General features: G+C 60.2%; 18 protein-coding genes. 5 read left to right on the forward strand and 13 right to left on the reverse strand.

Annotation, left to right across the window (positions count from 1 at the left end):
- Positions 1-97 precede the first annotated feature (97 nt).
- The 3 genes from ACX80B_RS14885 to ACX80B_RS14895 all read left to right on the forward strand — a co-directional run bounded on the left by ACX80B_RS14885 (position 98) and on the right by ACX80B_RS14895 (position 3451).
- The gene (locus ACX80B_RS14885; protein WP_459297520.1) at positions 98-973 is read left to right on the forward strand and encodes a peptidylprolyl isomerase; all 876 of its coding nucleotides are present in this window, start codon (positions 98-100) and stop codon (positions 971-973) included.
- Between the two features lie 51 nt (positions 974-1024).
- The gene (locus ACX80B_RS14890) at positions 1025-2698 is read left to right on the forward strand and encodes a DUF349 domain-containing protein (protein ID WP_459297522.1); all 1674 of its coding nucleotides are present in this window, start codon (positions 1025-1027) and stop codon (positions 2696-2698) included.
- 93 nt (positions 2699-2791) lie between these two features.
- On the forward strand, positions 2792-3451 hold the full coding sequence (locus ACX80B_RS14895; RefSeq protein ID WP_459297524.1) for a type IV toxin-antitoxin system AbiEi family antitoxin: 660 nt from the start codon (positions 2792-2794) through the stop codon (positions 3449-3451).
- On the opposite strand, the gene ACX80B_RS14900 is transcribed toward ACX80B_RS14895, so the two are convergent.
- The 9 genes from ACX80B_RS14900 to pdxT form a co-directional block, all read right to left on the reverse strand.
- Positions 3426-5639 (reverse strand): RelA/SpoT family protein, encoded by a 2214-nt coding sequence (locus tag ACX80B_RS14900; protein WP_459297606.1) that lies wholly within the window; start codon positions 5637-5639, stop codon positions 3426-3428. The genes ACX80B_RS14895 and ACX80B_RS14900 overlap by 26 nt on opposite strands.
- Before the next feature lie 389 nt (positions 5640-6028).
- Complete coding sequence (gene secF, locus ACX80B_RS14905) at positions 6029-7042, reverse strand: protein translocase subunit SecF (RefSeq protein WP_459297526.1); 1014 nt, start codon at positions 7040-7042, stop codon at positions 6029-6031.
- Entirely contained in the window at positions 7042-8763 is a 1722-nt protein-coding gene (gene secD, locus ACX80B_RS14910) for a protein translocase subunit SecD (RefSeq protein ID WP_459297528.1), read from the reverse strand. Before secD ends, secF begins: the two co-directional genes overlap by 1 nt.
- Positions 8764-8768: 5 nt before the next feature.
- Complete coding sequence (gene yajC / locus ACX80B_RS14915) at positions 8769-9248, reverse strand: preprotein translocase subunit YajC (RefSeq protein WP_459297529.1); 480 nt, start codon at positions 9246-9248, stop codon at positions 8769-8771.
- A 149-nt stretch (positions 9249-9397) separates the two neighbouring features.
- Entirely contained in the window at positions 9398-10492 is a 1095-nt protein-coding gene (gene ruvB / locus ACX80B_RS14920; RefSeq protein WP_459297531.1) for a Holliday junction branch migration DNA helicase RuvB, read from the reverse strand.
- Positions 10492-11136 carry a Holliday junction branch migration protein RuvA gene (ruvA, locus tag ACX80B_RS14925; RefSeq protein ID WP_459297533.1) on the reverse strand — a complete coding sequence of 215 codons (645 nt, stop codon included), beginning with the start codon at positions 11134-11136 and terminating at the stop codon, positions 10492-10494. The genes ruvB and ruvA overlap by 1 nt, the downstream gene beginning before the upstream one ends.
- Positions 11137-11235: 99 nt before the next feature.
- Positions 11236-11817: a crossover junction endodeoxyribonuclease RuvC gene (ruvC, locus tag ACX80B_RS14930; protein WP_459297535.1), complete on the reverse strand. Its 582-nt coding sequence runs from the start codon at positions 11815-11817 to the stop codon at positions 11236-11238.
- Between the two features lie 92 nt (positions 11818-11909).
- On the reverse strand, positions 11910-12668 hold the full coding sequence (locus ACX80B_RS14935; RefSeq protein WP_459297537.1) for a YebC/PmpR family DNA-binding transcriptional regulator: 759 nt from the start codon (positions 12666-12668) through the stop codon (positions 11910-11912).
- A gap of 4 nt (positions 12669-12672) precedes the next feature.
- Entirely contained in the window at positions 12673-13359 is a 687-nt protein-coding gene (gene pdxT, locus ACX80B_RS14940; protein WP_459297539.1) for a pyridoxal 5'-phosphate synthase glutaminase subunit PdxT, read from the reverse strand.
- A 110-nt stretch (positions 13360-13469) separates the two neighbouring features.
- On the opposite strand from pdxT, the gene asnB reads away from it, so the two are divergent.
- Positions 13470-16205 carry an asparagine synthase (glutamine-hydrolyzing) gene (asnB, locus tag ACX80B_RS14945; protein ID WP_459297541.1) on the forward strand — a complete coding sequence of 912 codons (2736 nt, stop codon included), beginning with the start codon at positions 13470-13472 and terminating at the stop codon, positions 16203-16205.
- Here the strand turns inward: asnB and ACX80B_RS14950 are convergent.
- Entirely contained in the window at positions 16195-16653 is a 459-nt protein-coding gene (locus ACX80B_RS14950) for a DUF4262 domain-containing protein (RefSeq protein WP_459297543.1), read from the reverse strand. The two genes, asnB and ACX80B_RS14950, sit on opposite strands and share 11 nt — an antisense overlap.
- Before the next feature lie 135 nt (positions 16654-16788).
- Here ACX80B_RS14950 and ACX80B_RS14955 point away from each other — a divergent pair, with 135 nt between their 5' ends.
- The gene (locus tag ACX80B_RS14955; RefSeq protein WP_459297544.1) at positions 16789-18804 is read left to right on the forward strand and encodes a M3 family metallopeptidase; all 2016 of its coding nucleotides are present in this window, start codon (positions 16789-16791) and stop codon (positions 18802-18804) included.
- 119 nt (positions 18805-18923) lie between these two features.
- Here the strand turns inward: ACX80B_RS14955 and pdxS are convergent, their stop codons facing one another.
- The 3 genes from pdxS to ACX80B_RS14970 all read right to left on the reverse strand — a co-directional run bounded on the left by pdxS (position 18924) and on the right by ACX80B_RS14970 (position 21154).
- Positions 18924-19835, reverse strand: a complete 912-nt coding sequence (pdxS, locus tag ACX80B_RS14960; RefSeq protein WP_459297546.1) for a pyridoxal 5'-phosphate synthase lyase subunit PdxS — start codon at positions 19833-19835, stop codon at positions 18924-18926.
- Positions 19836-19943: 108 nt separating this feature from the next.
- Positions 19944-20567 carry a phosphatidylinositol phosphate synthase gene (gene pgsA, locus ACX80B_RS14965; RefSeq protein ID WP_459297548.1) on the reverse strand — a complete coding sequence of 208 codons (624 nt, stop codon included), beginning with the start codon at positions 20565-20567 and terminating at the stop codon, positions 19944-19946.
- Between the two features lie 11 nt (positions 20568-20578).
- The gene (locus ACX80B_RS14970; RefSeq protein ID WP_459297608.1) at positions 20579-21154 is read right to left on the reverse strand and encodes an HIT family protein; all 576 of its coding nucleotides are present in this window, start codon (positions 21152-21154) and stop codon (positions 20579-20581) included.
- Positions 21155-21186 lie beyond the last annotated feature (32 nt).

The raw sequence follows: 21186 nt of genomic DNA on the forward strand, positions 1-21186 counted from the left end.
CGACACTCCCGAACGTTAAATGCAACAGGCCGAAGGTGTGCATCCAGACATGGAAGCCATGTAACGGCCGTCGCACCAGCAGGCCAAAGGAGCGGATTTGTCCCCGAAGTCGCGCCAGCAGCAAATGCGGCTGCGTCTGGAACGGATGGAAGCCAAGCAGAGCCTGCGCAGCGAACAGATCCGGCGGCGACGGAGGGACAACCTGGTTGCCGCGATCGCCGTCGCACTGGTTGGTGCTCTTGCCCTGGTGCTGCAGTTGACCACTTTCCGGACCAATCCGACAGCCGCCCAGATGGCAGCAATTGAACAATCGATGCAGGTGCCCTCCGATGGGTCAAGCGAAGATCCGTCAGACACTCCCGCAGGTTCACCATCCGCGGCCTCAGCGCCGCCGTCGGATAATGCGTCTTCTCCCCCGTCGACAGCCGGGAGCAACGGGACTAATATTCCGGATCCATCACTGGCCGCGGGCAAAACCTTCACCGGGACCATCGAAACCAATTTTGGTCCCATTGAGGTATGGCTCGACGGCGGAAAGGCACCGCAGGCGGTATCAGTCTTCAAATCCCTCACTGAGCAGGGCTACTTCGAAGGCAGCACCTGTCATCGGTTGACCGACAGTCCATCGCTGAACGTGCTGCAATGCGGTTCCGAAAATGGCGACGGTGCCTCAGACCCCGACTTTGCCTGGGGGCCTGTCGAAAACGCCCCTGAGGACGGGAAATATCCGGCCGGAACCATCGCAGTCGCCCGCGGATCAGGGGAATACTCGCATGGGAAGCAGTTCTTTATTGTCTATGAAGACAGCACCATTCCGCCCAGCTCCGGAGGCTACACCATCATGGGGCTGGTTACGGATGGCCTTGACGTGGTAAAGGAAATCGCCGCCAATGGGTTAAAGTCATCCGGAACCAGTCCCACCGACGGAGCGCCGAAAGATCCTGTGACGATAGACTCGTTCACGTTGAATTAAATGCCCTGCGCGGCAAGCGCCGGGCGACCCCCAAGCGAAAGACTTTTAGCGGTGACAGATAGTCAGAAACCCGACGAAACAGGCCAGGTCCAACAGCATGACGAACCGGTCGAAACCGGAAGCGGCGACCGTGCGGCGAAGGACCCTTCGACGACCGAACTGCAGCAGACGAACGGAACGGGCGACGCAGGTTCGGAACAGGGCAACGAAACGGGCTCTAACGAATCTGAGCAGGCTCAGAATGCGCCGTCAGACGGGCCTGAATCGGCGGGTGATGAAGCTGCATCCGGGACCACGGTCTCTGACGAGGCTGCTGCCGCCGCGCCGAAAACGCCGGCCGGCCCAAAACCGCCGGCCGGCCCGAAACCGTCCCCGCGTCCCGGGCCGCGGCCCACCCCGGCCGCCATAGCTCCCAAAGTGCGCCAAGGAAAGCCGCAATCCGCGGTGGCCGCTCCCCCAGTGCACAGCACCTCCATCGCCGAGGCGTCCAAATGGGCACGCGTTGACGATGAGGGGCATGTCTTCCTGATGGTTGACGGCAATGAGCACAGCGTCGGCCAATACCCTGACGCATCCTCGGAGGATGCTCTGGCCTATTTCGCACGCAAATATGACGACGTCGCCGGCCAGGTCGGGCTGCTGGAGCAGCGGGTGGCCGTAAAGGCACCGACCACCGACATGATCAAAACCGTCGAGCACCTTGAGGCTCAGGTTTCCGAGCGTTCCATGGTGGGAGACGTTCTCGCCCTCGAGTCCCGGCTTGGGAAGCTCCGCACGGATATTGCGGCTTTGAAGGAGACTGAGCGGGCAGAGCACGAGGCGGCCAAGTCCGCGGAAACCGCCGCGCGCGAGGCCATCGTGGCTGAAGCTGAACAAATTGCCGGCGCGGATCCTGCCACCATTCAGTGGAAGCACAGCAGCGCCCGCATGAATGAACTGTTTGAGTCGTGGAAATCGGCGCAGAAGAACGGAATGCGGCTTGGCCGCGGAACCGAGGATGCACTGTGGAAGCGCTTCCGGTCGGCCCGCACGCTCTTCGACCGTCACCGCCGTGCTTATTTCTCGCGGTTGGACAGCGAGAATGCTGCCGCGAAGGCGGCCAAAGAAGAGCTGATCAAACAGGCGGAAGAGCTTTCCGATTCAACGGAATGGGGCCGGACTGCCGGCGAATACCGGAAGCTGATGGACCAGTGGAAGGCCTCCAAACGTGCCAGCAGGAAGGACGACGACGCCCTTTGGGCCCGCTTTCGTGCCGCGCAGGACAAATTCTTCTCCGCCCGCCAGGCAGCGAATGAAGAGATCGACCAGGAGTTTTCGGCCAATCTGGTCGTCAAGGAGGAACTCCTCGTCGAGGCGCGGGCGCTGCTCCCGGTCAAGAACCTGTCCAGCGCAAAGAAGTCCCTGCAGTCCATCCGTGAACGTTGGGAACAGGCCGGTAAGGTTCCCCGTTCCGACATGGCCCGTGTTGAAGCACGTCTCCGCGAAGTCGAGGAAGCAGTTCGCAAGGCCGATGAGGAACACTGGCGCAAGAGTGACCCGGAAACGAAGGCGCGGACCAACAGCGCCTTGAGCCAACTGGAATCCACCATTGCCGGGCTCCAGGACGACTTGGAGACTGCCCGGAAAGCCGGCGACCAGAAGAAGATTGCTGCCGCCGAGGAGGCTTTGGCCGCCCGTCAGCAGTGGCTGGACCAAATCCAGAAGTCGGCCAAGGACCTTCACTAGGATATGCATCTTGAGACCCGCGGCATCTTGGCTTATCCACAGCCGGGACCGTGGGTCTTTTGCAGATGGGCTGACACACGGCAGGCTTGGACCATGCCCTCCGCCCCGCAAACAGCACCGACCGCGCGCAGTGCCACTGTTCCGGGGATGGTTCCGACCTCATCAGCGAGGGTGTTCCGGGCAGGCAATCCGTTTACGGCGGCCGAGCTGCAATCAATGGCGTTGGATGGTCTCCTGACCCATGTCTTCGGATCGACGTACGTCCGGCCAGGAACACGGGCTGTTCCGGCCCTGCGGGCTGGCGCCATGGCCGATGCGGTGTCGGCAGGACTGCTCAAAAAGGGCGTAATCGGCCGCCAAAGTGCAGCCTGGATTTACGGCTGCGCTCCCGCTCCGGCCAGGATAAATCTGCTGATCGACCGTAACCGGCGCACGACTTCCGTCGGTCCATTCAGCGGCAACTTGATCCATGAAGTTCATTTGCCGGCTTCCGATACGCTGACATTGTCCAATACCATCGTGACCACGCCGATACGAACTGCCAGAGATCTCGCATTGTATTCTCCGGAAGCCCAAGCCGCTCCTTGGATCAAGGCGTTGACCGCGAACTCCGCGCTGGTCTGCACGCTGGACGATGTGAAACAGGCGCTGGAAGTCTTGGTCCGGGTTCCCCGGAAACGGGCTGCACTCACCCTGGTGCATGAATTGATGGAGGAGGCAGGGAAGGCTAGCTGCGGCGTTGGGAATCCGTAGTCCGGTAGACATCGAAAACGCCATCGATGCGCCGGACCGCGCTCAGCACGTGACTGAGATATTTCGGGTCCGCCATCTCGAATGCGAACTTCGATAGAGCGACCCGGTTCCTGGAAATGCTGACACTCGCCGCGAGGATGTTGACGTGGCTTTCCGACAGGACACGCGTGACGTCGGAGAGCAGGCTCTTCCGGTCCAGTGCCTCGACCTGGATCTCCACCAAAAAGACGCTGGACTGGGTAGGCGCCCATTCGACTTCCACGATCCGGTCCGGTTGGTCCAGCAATTGCTGGGCATTCCGGCAATCGCTGCGGTGGACCGAAATACCGGAACCGCGGGTGACGAAACCAAGGATGGCGTCCGGGGGCACAGGGGTGCAACAGCGGGCCAGCTTCACCCAAACGTCTTCGACACCCCTGACCATCACGCCCGAATCAGTGGATTTCGAGCGGCCGTGGCCGGGAGGTACTGCGACTTCGGGGAATTCCTCTTCAGCCGGTTCGTGGCCGCCGAGGGACTCCACCAGCTTATCTATCACACTGGCAGCCGAAACGTGGCTGTCCCCGACCGCGGCATAAAGCCCTGAAATGTCGACGTATCGCATCTCCTGAGCCACGGCAGTCAGCGCGTCGTGTGTCATCATTCGCTGCAGCGGCAGGTTCTGCTTCCGCATGGCCCGTGTGAGCTGGTCCTTGCCCTTCTCGATCGCTTCTTCGCGGCGCTCTTTGGTGAACCACTGGCGGATCTTGTTGCGGGCCCGTGGGCTCTTGACGAAGCCCTGCCAATCCTGGCTCGGCCCGGCGCCCTCCGCCTTGGAAGTGAAGACCTCCACCCAGTCACCATGGTTAAGGACACTGTTCAGGGGCACGAGTTTGCCGTTGACTCTGGCGCCAATCGTGCGGTGCCCCACTTCGGTGTGGACGGCGTAGGCGAAGTCCACTGGAGTGGATCCGGAGGGCAGGGCCATCACTTCGCCCTTAGGCGTGAAGACGAAGACTTCCTGGGCATTAATTTCGAACCGCAGCGAGTCGAGGAATTCGTCCGGGTCAGCGGTCTCCTGCTGCCAGTCGGCCAGCGACCGAAGCCAGTCCATGTCGCCGTCTTTGTGTTCCGTGCCGGTATGGCCCTGGTTTTTGTACTTCCAGTGCGCTGCCACACCGTATTCTGCGCGGCGGTGCATGTCATGAGTGCGGATTTGGATCTCCACGGGCTTGCCGCCGGGACCAATAACCGTCGTGTGCAGCGACTGGTACATGTTGAACTTCGGCATCGCGATGTAGTCTTTGAAACGCCCCGGCAGCGGGTTCCACCGGGAATGCAGTGACCCCAAAGTCGCGTAGCAGTCACGTACCGAATCCACGAGGACACGAACACCCATCAGGTCATGGATGTCATCGAAGTCCTTACCACGCACAATCATCTTCTGGTAGATGGAATAGTAGTGCTTGGGGCGGCCGGTGATGGTGGCTTTGATCTTGACTGCCTTCAGATCCTCCGAGATCTGGTTGCGGACGGTCGAGAGGTACTTCTCGCGTTCGGGCGTCCTCTCCCCCACCATTCGTACGATCTCTTCGTACACCTTCGCGTGCAGGGCGGCAAACGATAAGTCCTCCAGCTCCCACTTGATCGCATTCATACCCAATCGGTGTGCCAGCGGGGCGAAAATCTCCAGCGTCTCGTGGGCTTTGCGCGCCGAGGACTCTGCCGAAACGAAGCGCCATGTCCGGGCGTTGTGCAGTCTATCTGCGAGCTTGATAACCAGCACACGAATGTCCTTGGCCATCGCAACGACCATTTTGCGCACCGTCTCGGCTTGGGCCGCTTCGCCGAAGGTCACCTTGTCCAGCTTCGTGACGCCGTCGACCAGCATGGCTACCTCAGCCCCAAACTCCTCACGGAGCTGGCCCAATGTGTAGTCCGTGTCTTCGACGGTGTCGTGCAGCAGAGCCGCAGCCAACGTTGTGCCGGTCATGCCCAGTTCGGCAAGAATGGTCGCTACTGCAACCGGGTGCGTGATGTAGGGATCGCCGCTCTTCCGCTTTTGCCCTTCATGGCTGCGTTCGGCAACAACGAATGCCCGCTGAATAAGGTCGAAGTCCTCTTTGGGATTGTTCGCCCGGACAGTGCGAAGCAGCGGCTCGAGAATGGGCGAGTATCCACTGGGCCCCCGGCCGGTCAGGCGGGCAATCCTGGCGCGCGTACGTTCCCGCCTCCCGGGGAACGTAGGACGGGATTCCGGGGCGGCTCCGGCCGCGCCGTCGGTACGCTCTACCGCTCCGGTTTCCGCAGTGTCGCTCGGGGCAGGCCGGGCAGGAGTCGTTGGGGCGCGCGACTCAATACGCACGTCTTGAAGTGCGCCGGTGCCGACGTCGGCCTGTTGGCTTGAGTGGCCGCTGGCCGGACTGCGATCCTCCACTCTTCTCCCTCCGCCGACGGGCGGAAGCCGTCGTGCATTGCCCCGTTTACAACCTCTTGGCTCACGGTCCTTTCCTAGTCTAAGCCCGCAATGGCATGGACTTAAACAGGGCCGGCCGGCGTACCCGCTCAGGGTAGCCGACCGGTCCTGATGTCAACTGGCTAGGCCGTAGCAGTTTCCCGCGATGCTTCGGCTTCCTCCTGGGCACGCCGTTGACGGACGCGTTTTGCCTGCCGCTGGAGTTCGGGTTCCCCTTCCCGGAGCATGGAATACATCGGAGCCGCGACGAAAATAGTCGTTGCCGCACCGATGATAATGCCGACAAAGAGGGCGAGGGCCAGATCGCGGAGCGTACCGGCGCCAAGCAGGTAGACGCCAATAAACAGGATTGAGGCGACCGGCAATACAGCCACCACCGACGTGTTAATTGAGCGCACCAGTGTCTGGTTGGTGGCCAGATTCACCTGTTCGGCGAAGGTCCTCTTAGTCGACTTGTCGATATCCAGCGTGTTCTCCCGGATCTTGTCGAAAACGACCACGGTGTCATAAAGCGAGTAACCGAGGATCGTCAGGAACCCAATCACAGCCGAAGGCGTGATTTCGAAATCACTCAGCGAATACAATCCGGCTGACGTGACCAGCACGGTGACCATACCGCTGACCGCAGCCAGCGACATTTTCCAAGTGCGGAAGTAGATCGCCATCATCACGGCGGCCAGGGCCACGAAGATGATCAGTCCCTGTATCGCCTGCCGGGTGACATCCTGTCCCCACGCCGGTCCGATATAGGTGGACGTTACTTCCTGCTGCGAGACGCCGTAAGCATCCCGCAGCGCATCCCGCACGTCGAGCGTCTGTTCGTCGCTCAACTGGTCAGTCTGCACCCGCATGGTGTTGTTGGAAATATTCGTTACCCGGGGTTCGGCTTCCGGAACTACGGAGGTTACTGCTTCCTCGCCGGGGGTAATTTCCTCGTCGACTACGTTGGACACCGTAAATTGGGAGCCACCGCGGAAATCGATTCCGAGGTTGAACCCGCCTTTGACTATAGGAATGATGATCGAAACAACGATCAGCACCAGTGTGATGGAGAACCAAAGCTTGCGCTTGCCCACAAAATCGTAGGATCGCTTGCCGGTATAGAGCTCATTGCCGAACGTTGCAAAACTAGGCATTACTTGGTCTCCTCGTCCTGGCTCTTGGAAGAGCCGGCCATGGACTCCTGTTTCTCCGCCAGCCGTCGCTCGGCGATGGTCTGCCGTCGACCCGCTTCGCCTGCAGCGACCGCGTTTTTCCCGGTCTTGGGCGGAGTGCGGTCGATGGTCTGACGCAGGCGGCCGCCACCACGGTATAGCGGAAGCACCCCCAGTCCGGCCGGGTCAAGGCCCGAGAGTTTGTGGCCCCCGCCGAAGAATTTGGTGCGTGCGAGCAACTGCAGCGTGGGATGGGTGAACATGAATACCACGATCAGGTCCGCAATGGCCGTCAATCCCAAAGTGAAAGCGAATCCCCGAACGTTCCCCACCGCGACAAAGTAGAGCACGACGGCGGCCAGGAGGTTAACGGCCTTCGAAGCGAGAACCGTACGTTTGGCCCGGCGCCAGCCGTTCTCCACAGCTGAAACGAGACCGCGCCCATCGCGGAGCTCATCCCTGATGCGTTCAAAGTAGACAATGAACGAGTCCGCAGTCTGGCCAATAGCCACAATCAGGCCCGCGACGCCGGCCAGGGACAGGCGGTAGTTCTCGGTCCAGCCCAAAATACAGATTGCCAAATACGTTAGAACGCCCGCCACCACCAATGATGCGACGGTAACGAATCCCAGAGCGCGGTACTGGAACAACGAGTAAACGACGACCAGGAGCAGCCCTATAACACCGGCCAGTACTCCCGAACGCAGCTGATCCTCTCCGAGTGTGGCGGAAATCTGGTTCTCGCTCTGGATTTCAAAACTAATAGGCAGGGCACCGTATTTAAGCTGCTCGGAGAGGGCCCGGGCAGACTCCTCCGTGAAGTTGCCGGTGATCTGTGGCCGTCCGTCGGAGATCACGGCATTGGTGGTGGGAGCGGAAATGACTTTGCCGTCGAGGACAATAGCAAACTGATTCCGCGCTCCGTCAAGGCTGAAGAGACGCGTTGTCACGTCTTCAAACTCTTGTGTTCCCTCGTCGTTGAACTCGATATTGACGGCCCATTGGTTCAGCGTGGAACCAGTGGAGCTCTGCACCTGCCCAAAACTGGCGTCGGTGATCTGGTCGCCCTGTACTTCAACCGGACCCAGAATGTACTTCGCGCCGGTATCCGGGTCACAGGCAACTACGGCCTGGTCCAATGGCTTGTCCTCAACAGGGGCGTTCGCAGCCTTGCCCGTGCAGTTCAGGGCCTCGAATTCCTTCTGGAGATCGGCGTCGATCCAGTTTGGATCACTGGCGCCGGTCGGCTCAGCCGAAGGTGTCGGCAGCTGGTCCTCGGGAGTCCGCTGATCCTTGGGAACAGCTGCGCCATTTGCCACCTCCAGGACCGGACGGAACTGGAGTTCGGCGGAGGTCTGAATCAGCTGACGGGTCTCTGCCGAGGGGATGCCGGGGAGGCTGACAACGACGTTGTCGCCCGACTGGGTGGTGATCTCAGCTTCGGAGACTCCGGACCCGTCAACACGCTGCCGGATAATTTGGACAGCCTGCTGCAACTGCTCGTCAGTTATTTCAGCATCACCGGTAACCTCCGGAGTCAGAATCATCTGCGTGCCGCCCTCAAGGTCGAGAGCAAGTTTGGGGACCCAACTGGCATTACCCCAGTTGGTGCCCCCTGCCAGCAAAGCGGTGAGCAGCGCAGTTAGTACACCGAGCCAGACGAGGACCCGTCTGGCTACGGCGGTTGTACCGGTACGTGGCATAGCGACTAGCGGTCCTTGTCGTTTTCATCCTTGCCGGGGCGGTTTACAGTTTCCTCCGGGGAATCAACGGTGCCATCGGCATGTGACCCCGCAGCACCGGTGGGTCCGGAGGTCTCAGTGCCGGTCAGCGACGAGGCATCATCGGGAACGACGGCGTCGTCGTCCTCTTCGACGGGGGTCACAATTTTGGTGACCGACTGACGGTGAACCGTGGCCTGGTTTCCCGGAGACAGTTCGAGGACTACCTTGTTCTCAGCCTCATCAAGGGCGACGACGGTGCCAAAGAGACCGTAGCTGGTCATCACCTCCACGCCGGGCGCCATCTGTGACTGCTGCTGCTGCATCTGCTTCTGGGCCTTCTTGTTCTTGCGGAACATCATGAAGATGAAGACGCCGAAGATGGCAAGCATGATCAGCAGGAAAGGGTCAAACGCTGGTGCGTCTCCTGAGCCTTGGGTGTTTTCGGCCAAAACATTTACGAACAAAGTTATGTTCCGTTCCTCTTCATCTGCGGTCTATGGGATGCGCCAACGTGCCGTTGGACACACAAATCCGGCAGTTTGCACAACAGTGGTTGGGCACGATCGTGCCGGATGTCATACCAGTCTAGTCGGAGAAGCCGCTAAATGCTGTTTTATCGAGAGTTCTGTAGCCATTCCGGAACATTTTCGGTTCCGGTTCCGAACAATTCGTCCTGTCCGGCCGCCGACATGTGGGCGGGCAATGGCAGATCGAGGTGTTCCCATGCCGACGGCATGGCAATCCGTCCGCGCGGAGTACGACCGAGCAGTCCCTCGCGGACCAGATAGGGCTCAGCAACTGTCTCCACAGTCTCCGGCTCCTCCCCCACAGCGATGGCCAGGGTGGAGAGACCAACCGGTCCGCCGCGGAATTTGTTGATCAACGCCAGCAGGACAGCCCTGTCCAAACGATCCAGGCCCTTTTCATCAACTTCATACATGTCCAGCGCAGCCGAGGCGGCCCGCGAGTCGATTTGTTCGATCCCATGGACCAGTGCCCAGTCGCGGACACGGCGAAGAAGGCGGTTGGCAATACGTGGTGTACCCCGGGAACGGCCCGCTACCTCACTGAAGCCAGCGGAGTTGACCTTGAGATCCATCAGCATCGCCGAACGCCTGAGCACGAGTTCGAGCTCTTCCACCGAGTAAAATTCCAGGTGTCCGGTGAATCCGAATCTGTCGCGCAACGGACCCGGCAGCAGCCCGGCGCGGGTAGTGGCGCCCACCAGCGTGAACGGCGGGAGATCCAACGGAATGGCTGTTGCCCCGGGGCCTTTTCCGACAACGATGTCGACGCGGAAGTCTTCCATCGCCATGTAGAGCATTTCCTCAGCGGGACGGGACATCCTGTGGATTTCGTCGAGGAACAGTACTTCTCCCTCAGCCAGCGACGACAGTATGGCCGCAAGATCACCGGCATGCTGAATGGCCGGACCGGAGCTGATCCGCAGTGGCGCGTTCATCTCTGAAGCAATGATCATTGCCAACGTGGTCTTACCCAGACCGGGTGGACCGGAAAGCAGCACATGGTCGGCGCTCCGGTCCCGCAGCCGGGAGGCTTCCAACAACAGCGAGAGTTGTTGCCGGACCCGTTGCTGGCCCACAAAGTCGTCAAGGTTCCTGGGACGGAGCGCAGCCTCCATGGCCCGCTCCTCCGGTTCGCTGTTGGAGGAGATCAGCGAATTTGCCTGTTCTGATTCCGGCTCCATCAGGAACCTGCAGTCACTTTGTCCGAAGATGCCCGGGAACTCCGTGCACCATCCTGGCCGAGGCGCCGGAGGGTCAGGCGCAGGATTTCGGCGACATTGGCCCGTGCCTTGAGTTCAGGAGCGTCCTCCACGGCTGCGTCTATGGCGGCAGAAGCATCCTTTTCCGACCAGCCGAGTCCGGTCATGGCCTCGAGTACCTGTGGCTTCCAGGCCGAGCCCGCGGCGGGGGCTGCCTTTTCTTCGAGCGGAACGAGCTTACCTGCCAGTTCAAGCACGATCCGGCGTGCACCCTTGGGACCAATACCGGATACCTTGCTGAAGGCTTTGTCATCACCGGCTGACGCAGCCACCCGGATTGCTTCCGGATCATGAACCGCGAGTACCGCCAGGGCCAGCCTCGGACCTACACCACTGACACCGATCAGGGTCTCGAAAACCTCCCTCTGCTGAGCGTCTTCAAAGCCGTAGAGAGTCATTGAATCTTCGCGGACGACCATCGCGGTGCAGACACTTGCCTCCCGGCCGGCCTGCAGGCTGCTCAATGTCTGTGGCGTTGCCTGAACCAGCATGCCGAAGCCGTTGACGTCGATGATTGCCGAGTTCAAGCCGACGTGGGCAACTGTTCCGCGCAGTGAACTGATCATGGCAGTGGCCTCCTCATTAGCGTCCAGCCTGTATACCGAACATATTTACTAACCCTAACGTGGGGCTCCGACATTTCCGTGCCGCCACACCGCCTCTCCTTAACGGTTGCGTCCGGTTCCTGACTTTGCCTTCGATTCGGCATCGGCCCACGCTTTCTGCGCAGCCGTCATCGAAGCTCCCCGCTCAGCGCCGGCAGCATTCGGTCCGGAACGCCACGCATGGGTGATGGCCAACGCAAGCGCGTCGGCGGCGTCGGCAGGTTTGGGTGGGTCGGTGAGCCGGAGAATTTTGGTCACCATCTTCGTCACCGAAGCTTTATCAGCAGAACCGTGGCCTGTAACTGCGGCTTTCACTTCGGTTGGAGTGTGCAAAGCAACGGGGATCCCCCGGCGCGCCGCGGCCGCGATAACGACACCTGACGCTTGGGCCGTTCCCATGACGGTGCTGACATTGAGCTGGCTAAAGACCCGTTCGACGGCGACAATCTGCGGTTTGTGCGTATCCAGCCACTCATCCGCCGCCCGGGCAATTGCCAACAGCCGCAGGTCTAAACGTTCGGCAGGCTCAGTCCCGGCTACCCCCACGGCTACGAGTGTGGCCCGCCGGTTGGCCTCAACATCGACCACTCCAAATCCGCATCGGGTCAGGCCGGGATCGACGCCGAGAACACGGAGCGTCACAGGAGGCAGCCTGATCGCAAACACCGATTGTCAGGCAGCCGCGCCCTTGAGGGCGCCGCCGGCGCGCCCGGTCCGCGCTGCAGCACGGAAATCTAGTCTTCTTCGTTCAGCTGGTCACGTACGTCATCGCTGATGTCCGCATTGGAGTACACGTTCTGTACGTCGTCCAGCTCCTCCAAGGCGTCCACGAGCCGCATGAACTTGCGTGCATCGGCCAGTTCGAGTTCAACCTTAACCGAGGGGACGAAGGCGGCTTCATCTGTCTCGTACTCGATTCCGGCTTCCTCCAGCGCGGTGCGTACCTCCAGCAGGTCCGTAGCCTCGGAGATCACCTCAAAGGAATCACCCTCGTCGTTGACCTGTTCTGCGCCGGCCTCCAGAACGGCCAGCAGGACATCGTCTTCTGAGAGGTCATTCTTGGGCAGGGAGATGACGCCCTTGCGGGTGAACATGTAGGAGACGGAACCCGGATCGCCCATGTTTCCGGCATTGCGGGTAACCGCCAACCGCACTTCGGATGCGGCGCGGTTCTTGTTGTCGGTAAGACATTCAATCAGCAACGCTGCGCCGCTGGGGCCATAGCCTTCATAGATGATCGTCTGATACTCGACTGCCTCGCCCAACAGGCCTGCGCCACGCTTGACGGCGCGGTCAATGTTGTCGTTGGGCACGGACGTCTTTTTCGCTTTTGCGATTGCTTCCACCAAAGCGGGGTTTCCGGCCGTGTCGGCTCCTCCGGCCCTGGCCGCGACTTCGATGTTTTTGATCAGTTTGGCGAACGACTTTGCGCGGCGGGCATCAATGACCGCCTTCTTGTGCTTGGTGGTTGCCCATTTGGAGTGGCCCGACATACTTTTACGCTTCTCCTCTGATCATGCGAATGAAAAGTTCGTGAATGCGGCGCTCCCCCGTAACCTCAGGATGGAACGAGGTCGCCAACTTACTGCCTGAACGTACTGCCACAATTCTAGCCGTCCCTTCCAACGGCTCCGTATGACCTGGACCTGTTGCCTCCACGCGGGCCAACACGTCGACGCCGGGACCGGCCCATTCGACCGATGGTGCCCGGATGAAGACGGCGTGGACAGGGGCGGGTTCGCCGCCGTCGGACGGAAGCTGCGCGAACTGAAGATCTGCCTCGAAGGATTCCCGCTGCCTGCCGAAGACGTTGCGGCGCACTGTAATGTCCAGGCCCCCGAAGGTCTGCTGCGGACTTCCCGCACTGTCGTAGGCCGGATTGGCAATACCGTCGGCCAGCAGTATCATTCCGGCGCAGGAACCATAGACGGGCAATCCAGCGGAGATACGCTCTTTCAGCGGCCCGGCCAGTCCAAAAATCCGGCTGAGCTTATCGATAGTTGTCGATTCCCCGCCGGGGATTATCAGCCCGTCGATGGACTCGAGATCGGCGGGCCGGCGTACCAAACCGGCCGTAGCACCGCTGGCTTCGAGAGCGTAAAGGTGTTCCCGGACGTCTCCCTGCAGTGCGAGCACGCCAACGTGCAGCCCCCGCCCGTCCGCGGTTCCGGTTGAATTAGTCACCCAGACATCATAGGGGGCTGTTCCGGCGTCGTGTCTGTCGGGTCAGTTTCTGTCGGCGGGAGCCATTAGCATTGACGGGAGACCGATCAGCAATAGATGAGGTAGGCACTATGTGCGGAATCGCCGGATACTGTGGCTTCACGGAGGACAGCTCCCTTCTTGAAGCAATGAACGAGTGCATTCAGCACCGTGGCCCCGACGGCGAGGGCTATTTCAGCGAAGGTACCGTGGGACTGTCCCATCGGCGGCTGTCGATTATCGACGTCGCACATGGGCAGGAGCCGATGTACAGCGCCGACGGCGACGTCGTGCTGATCTACAACGGTGAAATCTACAACTACCTGGAGCTGAAGGCGGAGCTCGAAGCTCTGGGCCGCACGTTCCGTACCGTCTCCGACACGGAAGTGCTGCTGCAGTCCTACGAAGAGTGGGGCGATGAGGCTTTTGACCGCTTCAACGGCATGTTCGGCTTTGCCATCTACGACAAGAAGCGTTCCCGCGTCGTTTTGGCCCGTGACCACTTCGGCATCAAGCCCCTGTATTACGCCAATGCCGGCACTGACGATAAGCCGCAGATCCTCTTCGGCTCCGAGATTAAATCGATCCTTGCGGCCGACAAGATTGAGCGCCGTCCCAATGAGCGCATCCTCTACCGCTACCTCCAGTTCCGGATCCACGACGACGAACCTGAAACCTTCTTTGCCGGCATCCGGAAATTGATGCCCGGCGAAAAGATGGTCATCGATACGTCCACGGGTGAATTCGAGGTCAGTTCCTACACGCGGCTCAAGGAGGAACTGGCGGAGCTCGCCTCGGTGGAAACGCCGTACAGCCGCGAGGTTATCAACGAATACCGCCGCCGCTTCACCGAAGGGGTGCGGCTGCGTCTGCAGTCCGAGGTTCCGGTCGGAACCGCATTGTCCGGTGGGCTGGATTCCTCCGCCGTCGTCGTCACTATTAATAAGCTGATGCAGGAACATGCCGCTGCCACCGACTCACTCGGTGCCACCCAGCAGACATTCTCCGCGGTCTTCCCGAACTCAATCAACGACGAGGAAAATTACGCCGACGCGGTCCTGGACACCTGCCAGGGAAATGTCACCGCGCACAAGATCCTTCCCAAGGCTGACGAGTTCTCCACCGATCTGGAGGATTTCGTCCGCACCCAGGAAGAACCCATCATTTCCTCCGGACCATACGCCCAGTACCGGGTGATGCAGGAGGCGTCCAAGCATGTGACTGTTCTCCTGGACGGTCAGGGCGCCGACGAGATGATGGCCGGCTATGTTCCGTACTACTTTGCCTATCTGCGCCAGCTCAAGACCCGCGGCGAGTACCGGAAGCTGGCCAAGGAGGTCACTTCCGCACTCGATATCTTCTACCGGCTGGGCCGCTTCCGCCTGCGGGGCATGGTCACTAACCGGAAGGGTCTGGCCATCTCCTCGCTCCTGCGCAAGGAGTTTACGGGCAAGTATGCCAACGAGAAGTTCTCCAACATCCCGGACAACCTCAAGCTTCGGCTGATCGACGACTTGTTCTACAAGTCCTTGCCTGCCGTGCTGCGTTACGAGGACAAGAACACCATGCGGTTCTCGCTCGAGGGACGCGTTCCGTTTCTGGACAAGGAAGTGGTCAAGTACCTCTTCAGCCTCGACGACGAGTCGATCATCAAGGGCGGGTGGAACAAGCGCATTCTGCGGGATGCCACCCGTGGCCTGCTGCCGGAGTTGATCAGCAACCGCCGTAACAAGATCGGCTTCACCACGCCTGAGGCCGAATGGTTCAAACTCATGAAGGAGAAGATTTACGAGATTTTCCTCTCCTCCTCCTTCGAGTACCGGCCCTACTGGGACCAGGACGCCGTGCTGTACGCGTTCGAGGAATACCTGCAGGACAAGAACAGCGCCTCGACCATGGTGTTCTGGCGGCTGCTCAATACCGAGTTGTGGCTGCGCGAGTACTTCGACGAGACGGAAACCAAGGTCGGCAGCGAGCCGAAAACCGATTATGAGCCCAACCCCACCAAGCAGTTGGACATCACGGTGAAGCACGACGACGGCACGCCGGCCGGCGGAGGCACAACACCTGTCGTCGCGGGAACCGGCGGCAACGTGGACGGTGCGGTTGAGTCAACCTTCCGGCGCTACCCGATGCGGACTGAGGTGTTCTACCGTGAGACCGATTTCGAACCAGCGGTCCTGAGCTACGTGCAGCGGTTCTTTGGCGGACTGCCGGACGCCGGCGGCGACCATGCCAACATCGTGAAAGACGTTCCCTGGTACCTGTTCGTCAGCGAGAAGATCGTAGCGATGACGCAGGGCCGGTCCATTCCGGTTTGGGACATCAAGGTTTCCAGTGCCGCACGGCTGCTCAGCCGGTTCGTCAGCCGGAATCCCGGCGGCATCGGACTGGCCAGCCCGTGGTCCATGCAGTTGGCAATCGATGAAGTTGGTCTATCCCGGATCCTGTATGCGTCGGGCCGCAGTGTGCTCGGAAAGCTGCAGGGCAAGAAGGGTGTCTTCTACGAGGTTGTCGGCCACAACATCAACGCGATTGATGGCGCCGCCGGGTACCAGGTGGGAACCTCGACGCACTCCGTGAAGCTTGCTCCCGAGGATCCCGAAGGTGTTGCCGCGCGGCTCAGCCGCCTGGTCCGTGAACAGCTTCCTGCTGAGCATGTGAAGAATTTCGCTGGAACCGCCATCATGGATGCCAACGACCTCGGCTGCGTTGCCCTCGGCGACGATACTGACCTGTCGAAGGCAACTCTCGAGTCGGTCTTCCGCGACAACCCCCAGGGGCAAACGACGGAAACCACGCCGATGTCCATCGTGTTCAGACGGTGAACATCCCATAAATCGGCTGGGTGAGAACATCCGGAACTGCCTGTTGCCAGGGGAATCTGCCCTCGTCGTCGACCCATACGGCTTGTACAGCCGACAGGCTGGGACCGTACAGGTCTCTGGCCGTGAGCAGGACTTTGGCCGGTTCCATCATTGGTGCCAGGAAAACCGGCCGGCTGTGCAAATCAAGCTCCATGCCGGGGTCCAGGACATGTCCATGATCCAGGACCATTAGAGCCAGTTCCCGGAGAATAATATAGGTCTCCTCCATAGTGCGGCCGGTTACGACGATTTCGGGATGGTTTAGTTCGGTCAGCCCCACGGTATAGCCGAGGGCCGTATCGTCCACGTCCCCCTCAACGAACTGCACTGCCCATTCGTATCGCCGGATATCGAACTGAAAACTGTCCAGGACCTGGCGTCGCGACATCCCATCGCATTGAAGACACATAATTTCCTCCCGATCGATTTGTTGTGTTCGTGTGTGTCTTCAGCATGCCTGTCGGCACCGACAATAACTGTCGTCGACTGCTGATCCGTGCGGGATACGCTCCGGACTTGCCGACTGGTATGAAATTGTTGACCCATGACGAATCCATTTCTCGCTGAGAGTCCGCTCCCGTACCAGCTTCCGCCTTTCGACCAGATCCATGGTGAGCACTTCCTGCCCGCATTCGAGGCAGGAATCGATGAACATCAGGCAGAGGTCGAAGCGATCGTCTCCAACACAGAACCGGCCGGCTTCGCCAATACCGTCGCCGCGTTGGAGAAGTCCGGGAGAACACTGCAACGGGTATCGGCAGTGTTCTTCAATCTCGCCAGTTCCCATGCAACCGAAAACATCCAACAGATCCAAAGTGAAATTTCTCCCCGTCTGGCGGAGCACCAGGACAGCATCTACCTCAATAAGAACCTCTACCTGCGGCTCACCCAGGTTGATCCGGGCTCGGAGAATCTTGATTCCGAGTCGCGCCGGCTTCTTGAGGAGTACCTGAGGGCCTTCACGCGTTCGGGAGCACAGCTGGAGGATCGTGCGCAGCAGCGGTTGCGGGAGCTGAACAGCCAGCTGTCGACGCTCGGCACGCAGTTCTCGCAGCTGGTGATGAACGGTGCCAACGCCTCAGCGCTGCTGGTGGAAGCCGAAGCAGAGCTTGAGGGCCTCTCCGGGGAGGACATATCCTCCGCCGCCGAAGCAGCCAGAACGGCCGGACACGAGGGCAAATACCTACTAAGCCTTGTGCTGCCCACCAACCAGCCCGCCATGGCCTCACTGGCGAACCGGGAGACCCGCCGTCGTCTCTTCAATGCTTCAGTCAACCGGGGAACACGCGACGACGAGTTCAATTCGCTGGACATCGCTAAGACGATGGCTCAACTACGTGCCGAGCGGGCCGAACTGCTCGGGTTCGAAAACCATGCTTCCTATGCCACCGACGACCAGACAGCACCGTCGTTGGCGGCGATCCACACGATGATGGACCGGTTGGCGCCGGCCGCAGTCGATAACGCCAAGGCTGAAGCGGACATTCTCGCCGACGTCGCGGGCCACGATCTTGAGCCATGGGATTGGGCCTTCTATTCGGAGCAGGTCCGCAGGGATAAGTACGACGTCGACCTTGCCGCCTTGCGTCCGTATTTCGAGCTGGAACGCGTCCTGCAGGATGGTGTCTTCTTTGCGGCGAACAGGCTTTATGGCCTGACCTTCGAGGAACGGAAGGAGTTGCCCGGATACCATCCTGACGTACGCGTCTGGGAAGTTAAGGAGGAAGACGGAACCGGGCTCGGTCTCTTCCTCGGCGACTACTACACCCGGGACACGAAAAATGGCGGTGCCTGGATGAACCCGCTCGTCGAACAGTCCGGACTCTTTGGCACCAGGGCCGTCGTCGTCAACAACCTGAATATCCCTAAGCCGCCCGCCGGCGAACCGACACTTATGACCTATGACCAGGTCACAACCATGTTCCACGAATTTGGGCACGCCCTGCACGGTCTGTTCTCTGACGTAAGGTATCCGATGTTCTCAGGCACGAGCGTTCCGAGGGACTTCGTCGAGTATCCCTCCCAGGTGAACGAAATGTGGATCCTGTGGCCGGAAATCCTGGACAACTATGCCAAGCATTATAAGACGGGTGAAGCACTCCCCCAGGAGTCGATCGACAAGCTGGTCGCTGCGCAACAATGGGGCGAAGGTTTTGCGACCACCGAGTATCTCGGCGCTGCCCTATTGGACCTTGCATGGCATGAACTGGCCCCGTGCACGGATGTCCCAGACCCATTGGCGTTTGAAGCCGAAGCATTGGAGCAGGCGGGCGTGGCCTTGAACCTGGTGCCGCCGCGCTACCGCACCGGATATTTCAAACACATTTTCGCCGGGGGTTATGCTGCCGGTTACTACTCCTATATCTGGAGCGAAGTCATGGATGCCGACACGGTGGAGTGGTTCAAGGCCAATGGCGGACTAACCAGGGAGAACGGAGACCATTTCCGCAAGGAATTGCTGTCAAGGGGCTTCAGTATTGATCCGCTGGATGCCTTCCGTAATTTCCGCGGACGAGACGCCGGGATCGCACCTTTGCTGAAGCGGCGCGGGCTGGAGTAAGAAGCCGGGGAAGCCAGAGCGAACTCCCCAGAATGAAAAAGCTGAGGGTGAGCGGTCAATCGACCGCCCACCCTCAGCTTTGACTACTACTTCAGCTGTTACAGATTAAGCCGCGTGGATTACCAGCCGCGTTCGGCGAGCCGGTGCGGCTCGGGAATCTGGTCCACATTGAGGCCAACCATCGCCTCGCCGAGACCACGCGAGACGTCGGCCAGAACGTCCGGGTCGTCGTAAAACGTCGTTGCCTTGACGACGGCGGCGGCCCGGGCGGCCGGATTGCCGGACTTGAAGATTCCGGATCCAACAAAGACACCATCGGCACCGAGCTGCATCATCATGGCTGCATCAGCCGGCGTCGCGATTCCACCGGCTGTGAAGAGGACAACGGGAAGTTTGCCTGCAGTGGCTATTTCCTTGACCAATTCATATGGCGCCTGCAGTTCCTTTGCCGCCACGTACAACTCGTCCTCAGGCATCGAGGAGAGTCGCTTGATCTGTGCACGGATCTGACGCATGTGCGTCGTGGCGTTCGAGACGTCGCCCGTTCCTGCTTCGCCCTTGGAGCGAATCATGGCTGCACCCTCATTGATCCGGCGCAAAGCTTCACCCAGGTTCGTGGCACCACACACGAAGGGGACCTTGAAGTTCCACTTGTCGATGTGGTTAGTGTAGTCCGCCGGTGTAAGTACTTCGGACTCGTCAATGTAGTCGACCCCGAGTGACTGCAGGATCTGGGCTTCAACGAAGTGGCCGATCCGGGCTTTGGCCATCACGGGGATGGAAACCGAATTGACGATGCTGTCGATCATGTCCGGATCGCTCATGCGGGAGACGCCGCCCTGGGCGCGGATATCTGCTGGAACGCGCTCAAGCGCCATTACGGCAACAGCACCCGAATCTTCGGCGATTCGTGCCTGTTCCGCGGTGACGACGTCCATGATGACGCCGCCCTTGAGCATTTCCGCCATACCGCGCTTGACGCGGCTGCTGCCGGTGACCGGAGCCGGCTTCGATGTTTCAGTGATGGACACAGAGAGCCCCTAAGAATCGAGAAAAGATGTCCCCTAATTCTATGCCGCCCGGCAACGTTCGCCGAACAACGGTTACTCGGGTGAACGAAACGCGCCTCCACACGGGCTTCAATCCACGGCGGAGCGTGGTTCCAAGGCCTGTCGCCGCACGGTGAAGATACGCTGCAGCACGGTGATGAAACTGGCTATGGCAAGCAGGACGAGCACCACCAGCAGGAATGGTTCAGGCAGTCCAAGACCGGTGAACCCAGTGGTAACCAGGACGGCGACCAAGCGTTCCGAGCGTTCCGCGATGCCGACATTAGCCGTCATGCCCAGTCCCTCGGCGCGGGCTCTGGCATAGGAGACGAGGCTGCCGAGGACGAGGCAGGCCAACGCCAGCACGGCAATGGTGGGATTGTTCCCGCCGGTGAAGAACCAAATGATCAGTCCGCTGAACACTGCCGCGTCGCCGAAACGGTCCAAGGTTGAATCGAGGAAGGCTCCCCATGTACCGGTCCGTCCGAGCATCCGGGCCATCAGCCCGTCAACAATGTCCGAGAATACAAACACCGTAATAAATACCGTTCCCCAGAACAGCTCCCCCATCGGGTAGAAAACCATTGCCCCGGCCGATACCCCCAAAGTTCCGGTGACGGTGACGGCATCCGGGGAAACCTTCAACCGGATCAACAGCCGTGCCAGGGGGGTGAAGATTCCGGCGAAGAACGCGCGGGCATATTTGTTGAGCATGCGCTGCGCCTTTAGTCCGCGTCGCCGTTTGAACCGGAGTCGGTCGGCCATGCCTCGGAAACAAGTTCCCGCACTTCGTCAAGGGTCTGCGTGATGGCCTTTGTCTGCGCGATAATCGGCAGGAAGTTCCCGTCTCCGCCCCACCGCGGGACGATGTGCTGGTGCAGGTGTGCGGCGATTCCGGCCCCACCGGTATTGCCCTGGTTCATACCCAGGTTGAAGCCGCTGGGCTTGGCCACCTCCCGCAGTACTCGCATGGCGGTCTGGGATAGCTCGGCTATTTCGGCCGTTTCCGCCACGGTGATGTCGGTGTAGTCAGGTACATGACGGTAAGGGCAAATGAGCAGATGACCGGGGTTGTAAGGAAACAGGTTCAGCACGACAAAGGCGTGGACTCCCCGGTGTACGATCAGTGACTCTGCATCGGAGCGGGTCGGCGCCGCGCAGAACGGGCAGTCATCCTGATGCTTGAATTGATCCTGCCCACCCTTGATGTAGGCCATACGGTGTGGGGTCCACAGGCGCTGGAAGCTATCGGGCACACCTGGAATCGTGAAGTCGTCGGTGATTCCGCCGTCGTCGTCCATCTCCCCGGCTGCCTGCTTTCCTGTGGCCACCC

Source organism: Arthrobacter monumenti (assembly GCF_054511255.1).

Bases quoted from the DNA above. Each gene is read 5' to 3' on its own strand.
- ACX80B_RS14895 (WP_459297524.1), top strand. From the start codon at position 2,792: ATGCCCTCCGCCCCGCAAACAGCACCGACCGCGCGCAGTGCCACTGTT.
- secF (WP_459297526.1), bottom strand. From the start codon at position 7,042: ATGCCTAGTTTTGCAACGTTCGGCAATGAGCTCTATACCGGCAAGCGA.
- secD (WP_459297528.1), bottom strand. From the start codon at position 8,763: ATGCCACGTACCGGTACAACCGCCGTAGCCAGACGGGTCCTCGTCTGG.
- ruvB (WP_459297531.1), bottom strand. From the start codon at position 10,492: ATGGAGCCGGAATCAGAACAGGCAAATTCGCTGATCTCCTCCAACAGC.
- ruvA (WP_459297533.1), bottom strand. From the start codon at position 11,136: ATGATCAGTTCACTGCGCGGAACAGTTGCCCACGTCGGCTTGAACTCG.
- ACX80B_RS14935 (WP_459297537.1), bottom strand. From the start codon at position 12,668: ATGTCGGGCCACTCCAAATGGGCAACCACCAAGCACAAGAAGGCGGTC.
- asnB (WP_459297541.1), top strand. From the start codon at position 13,470: ATGTGCGGAATCGCCGGATACTGTGGCTTCACGGAGGACAGCTCCCTT.
- ACX80B_RS14950 (WP_459297543.1), bottom strand. From the start codon at position 16,653: ATGTGTCTTCAATGCGATGGGATGTCGCGACGCCAGGTCCTGGACAGT.
- ACX80B_RS14955 (WP_459297544.1), top strand. From the start codon at position 16,789: ATGACGAATCCATTTCTCGCTGAGAGTCCGCTCCCGTACCAGCTTCCG.
- pgsA (WP_459297548.1), bottom strand. From the start codon at position 20,567: ATGCTCAACAAATATGCCCGCGCGTTCTTCGCCGGAATCTTCACCCCC.
- ACX80B_RS14970 (WP_459297608.1), bottom strand. From the start codon at position 21,154: ATGGACGACGACGGCGGAATCACCGACGACTTCACGATTCCAGGTGTG.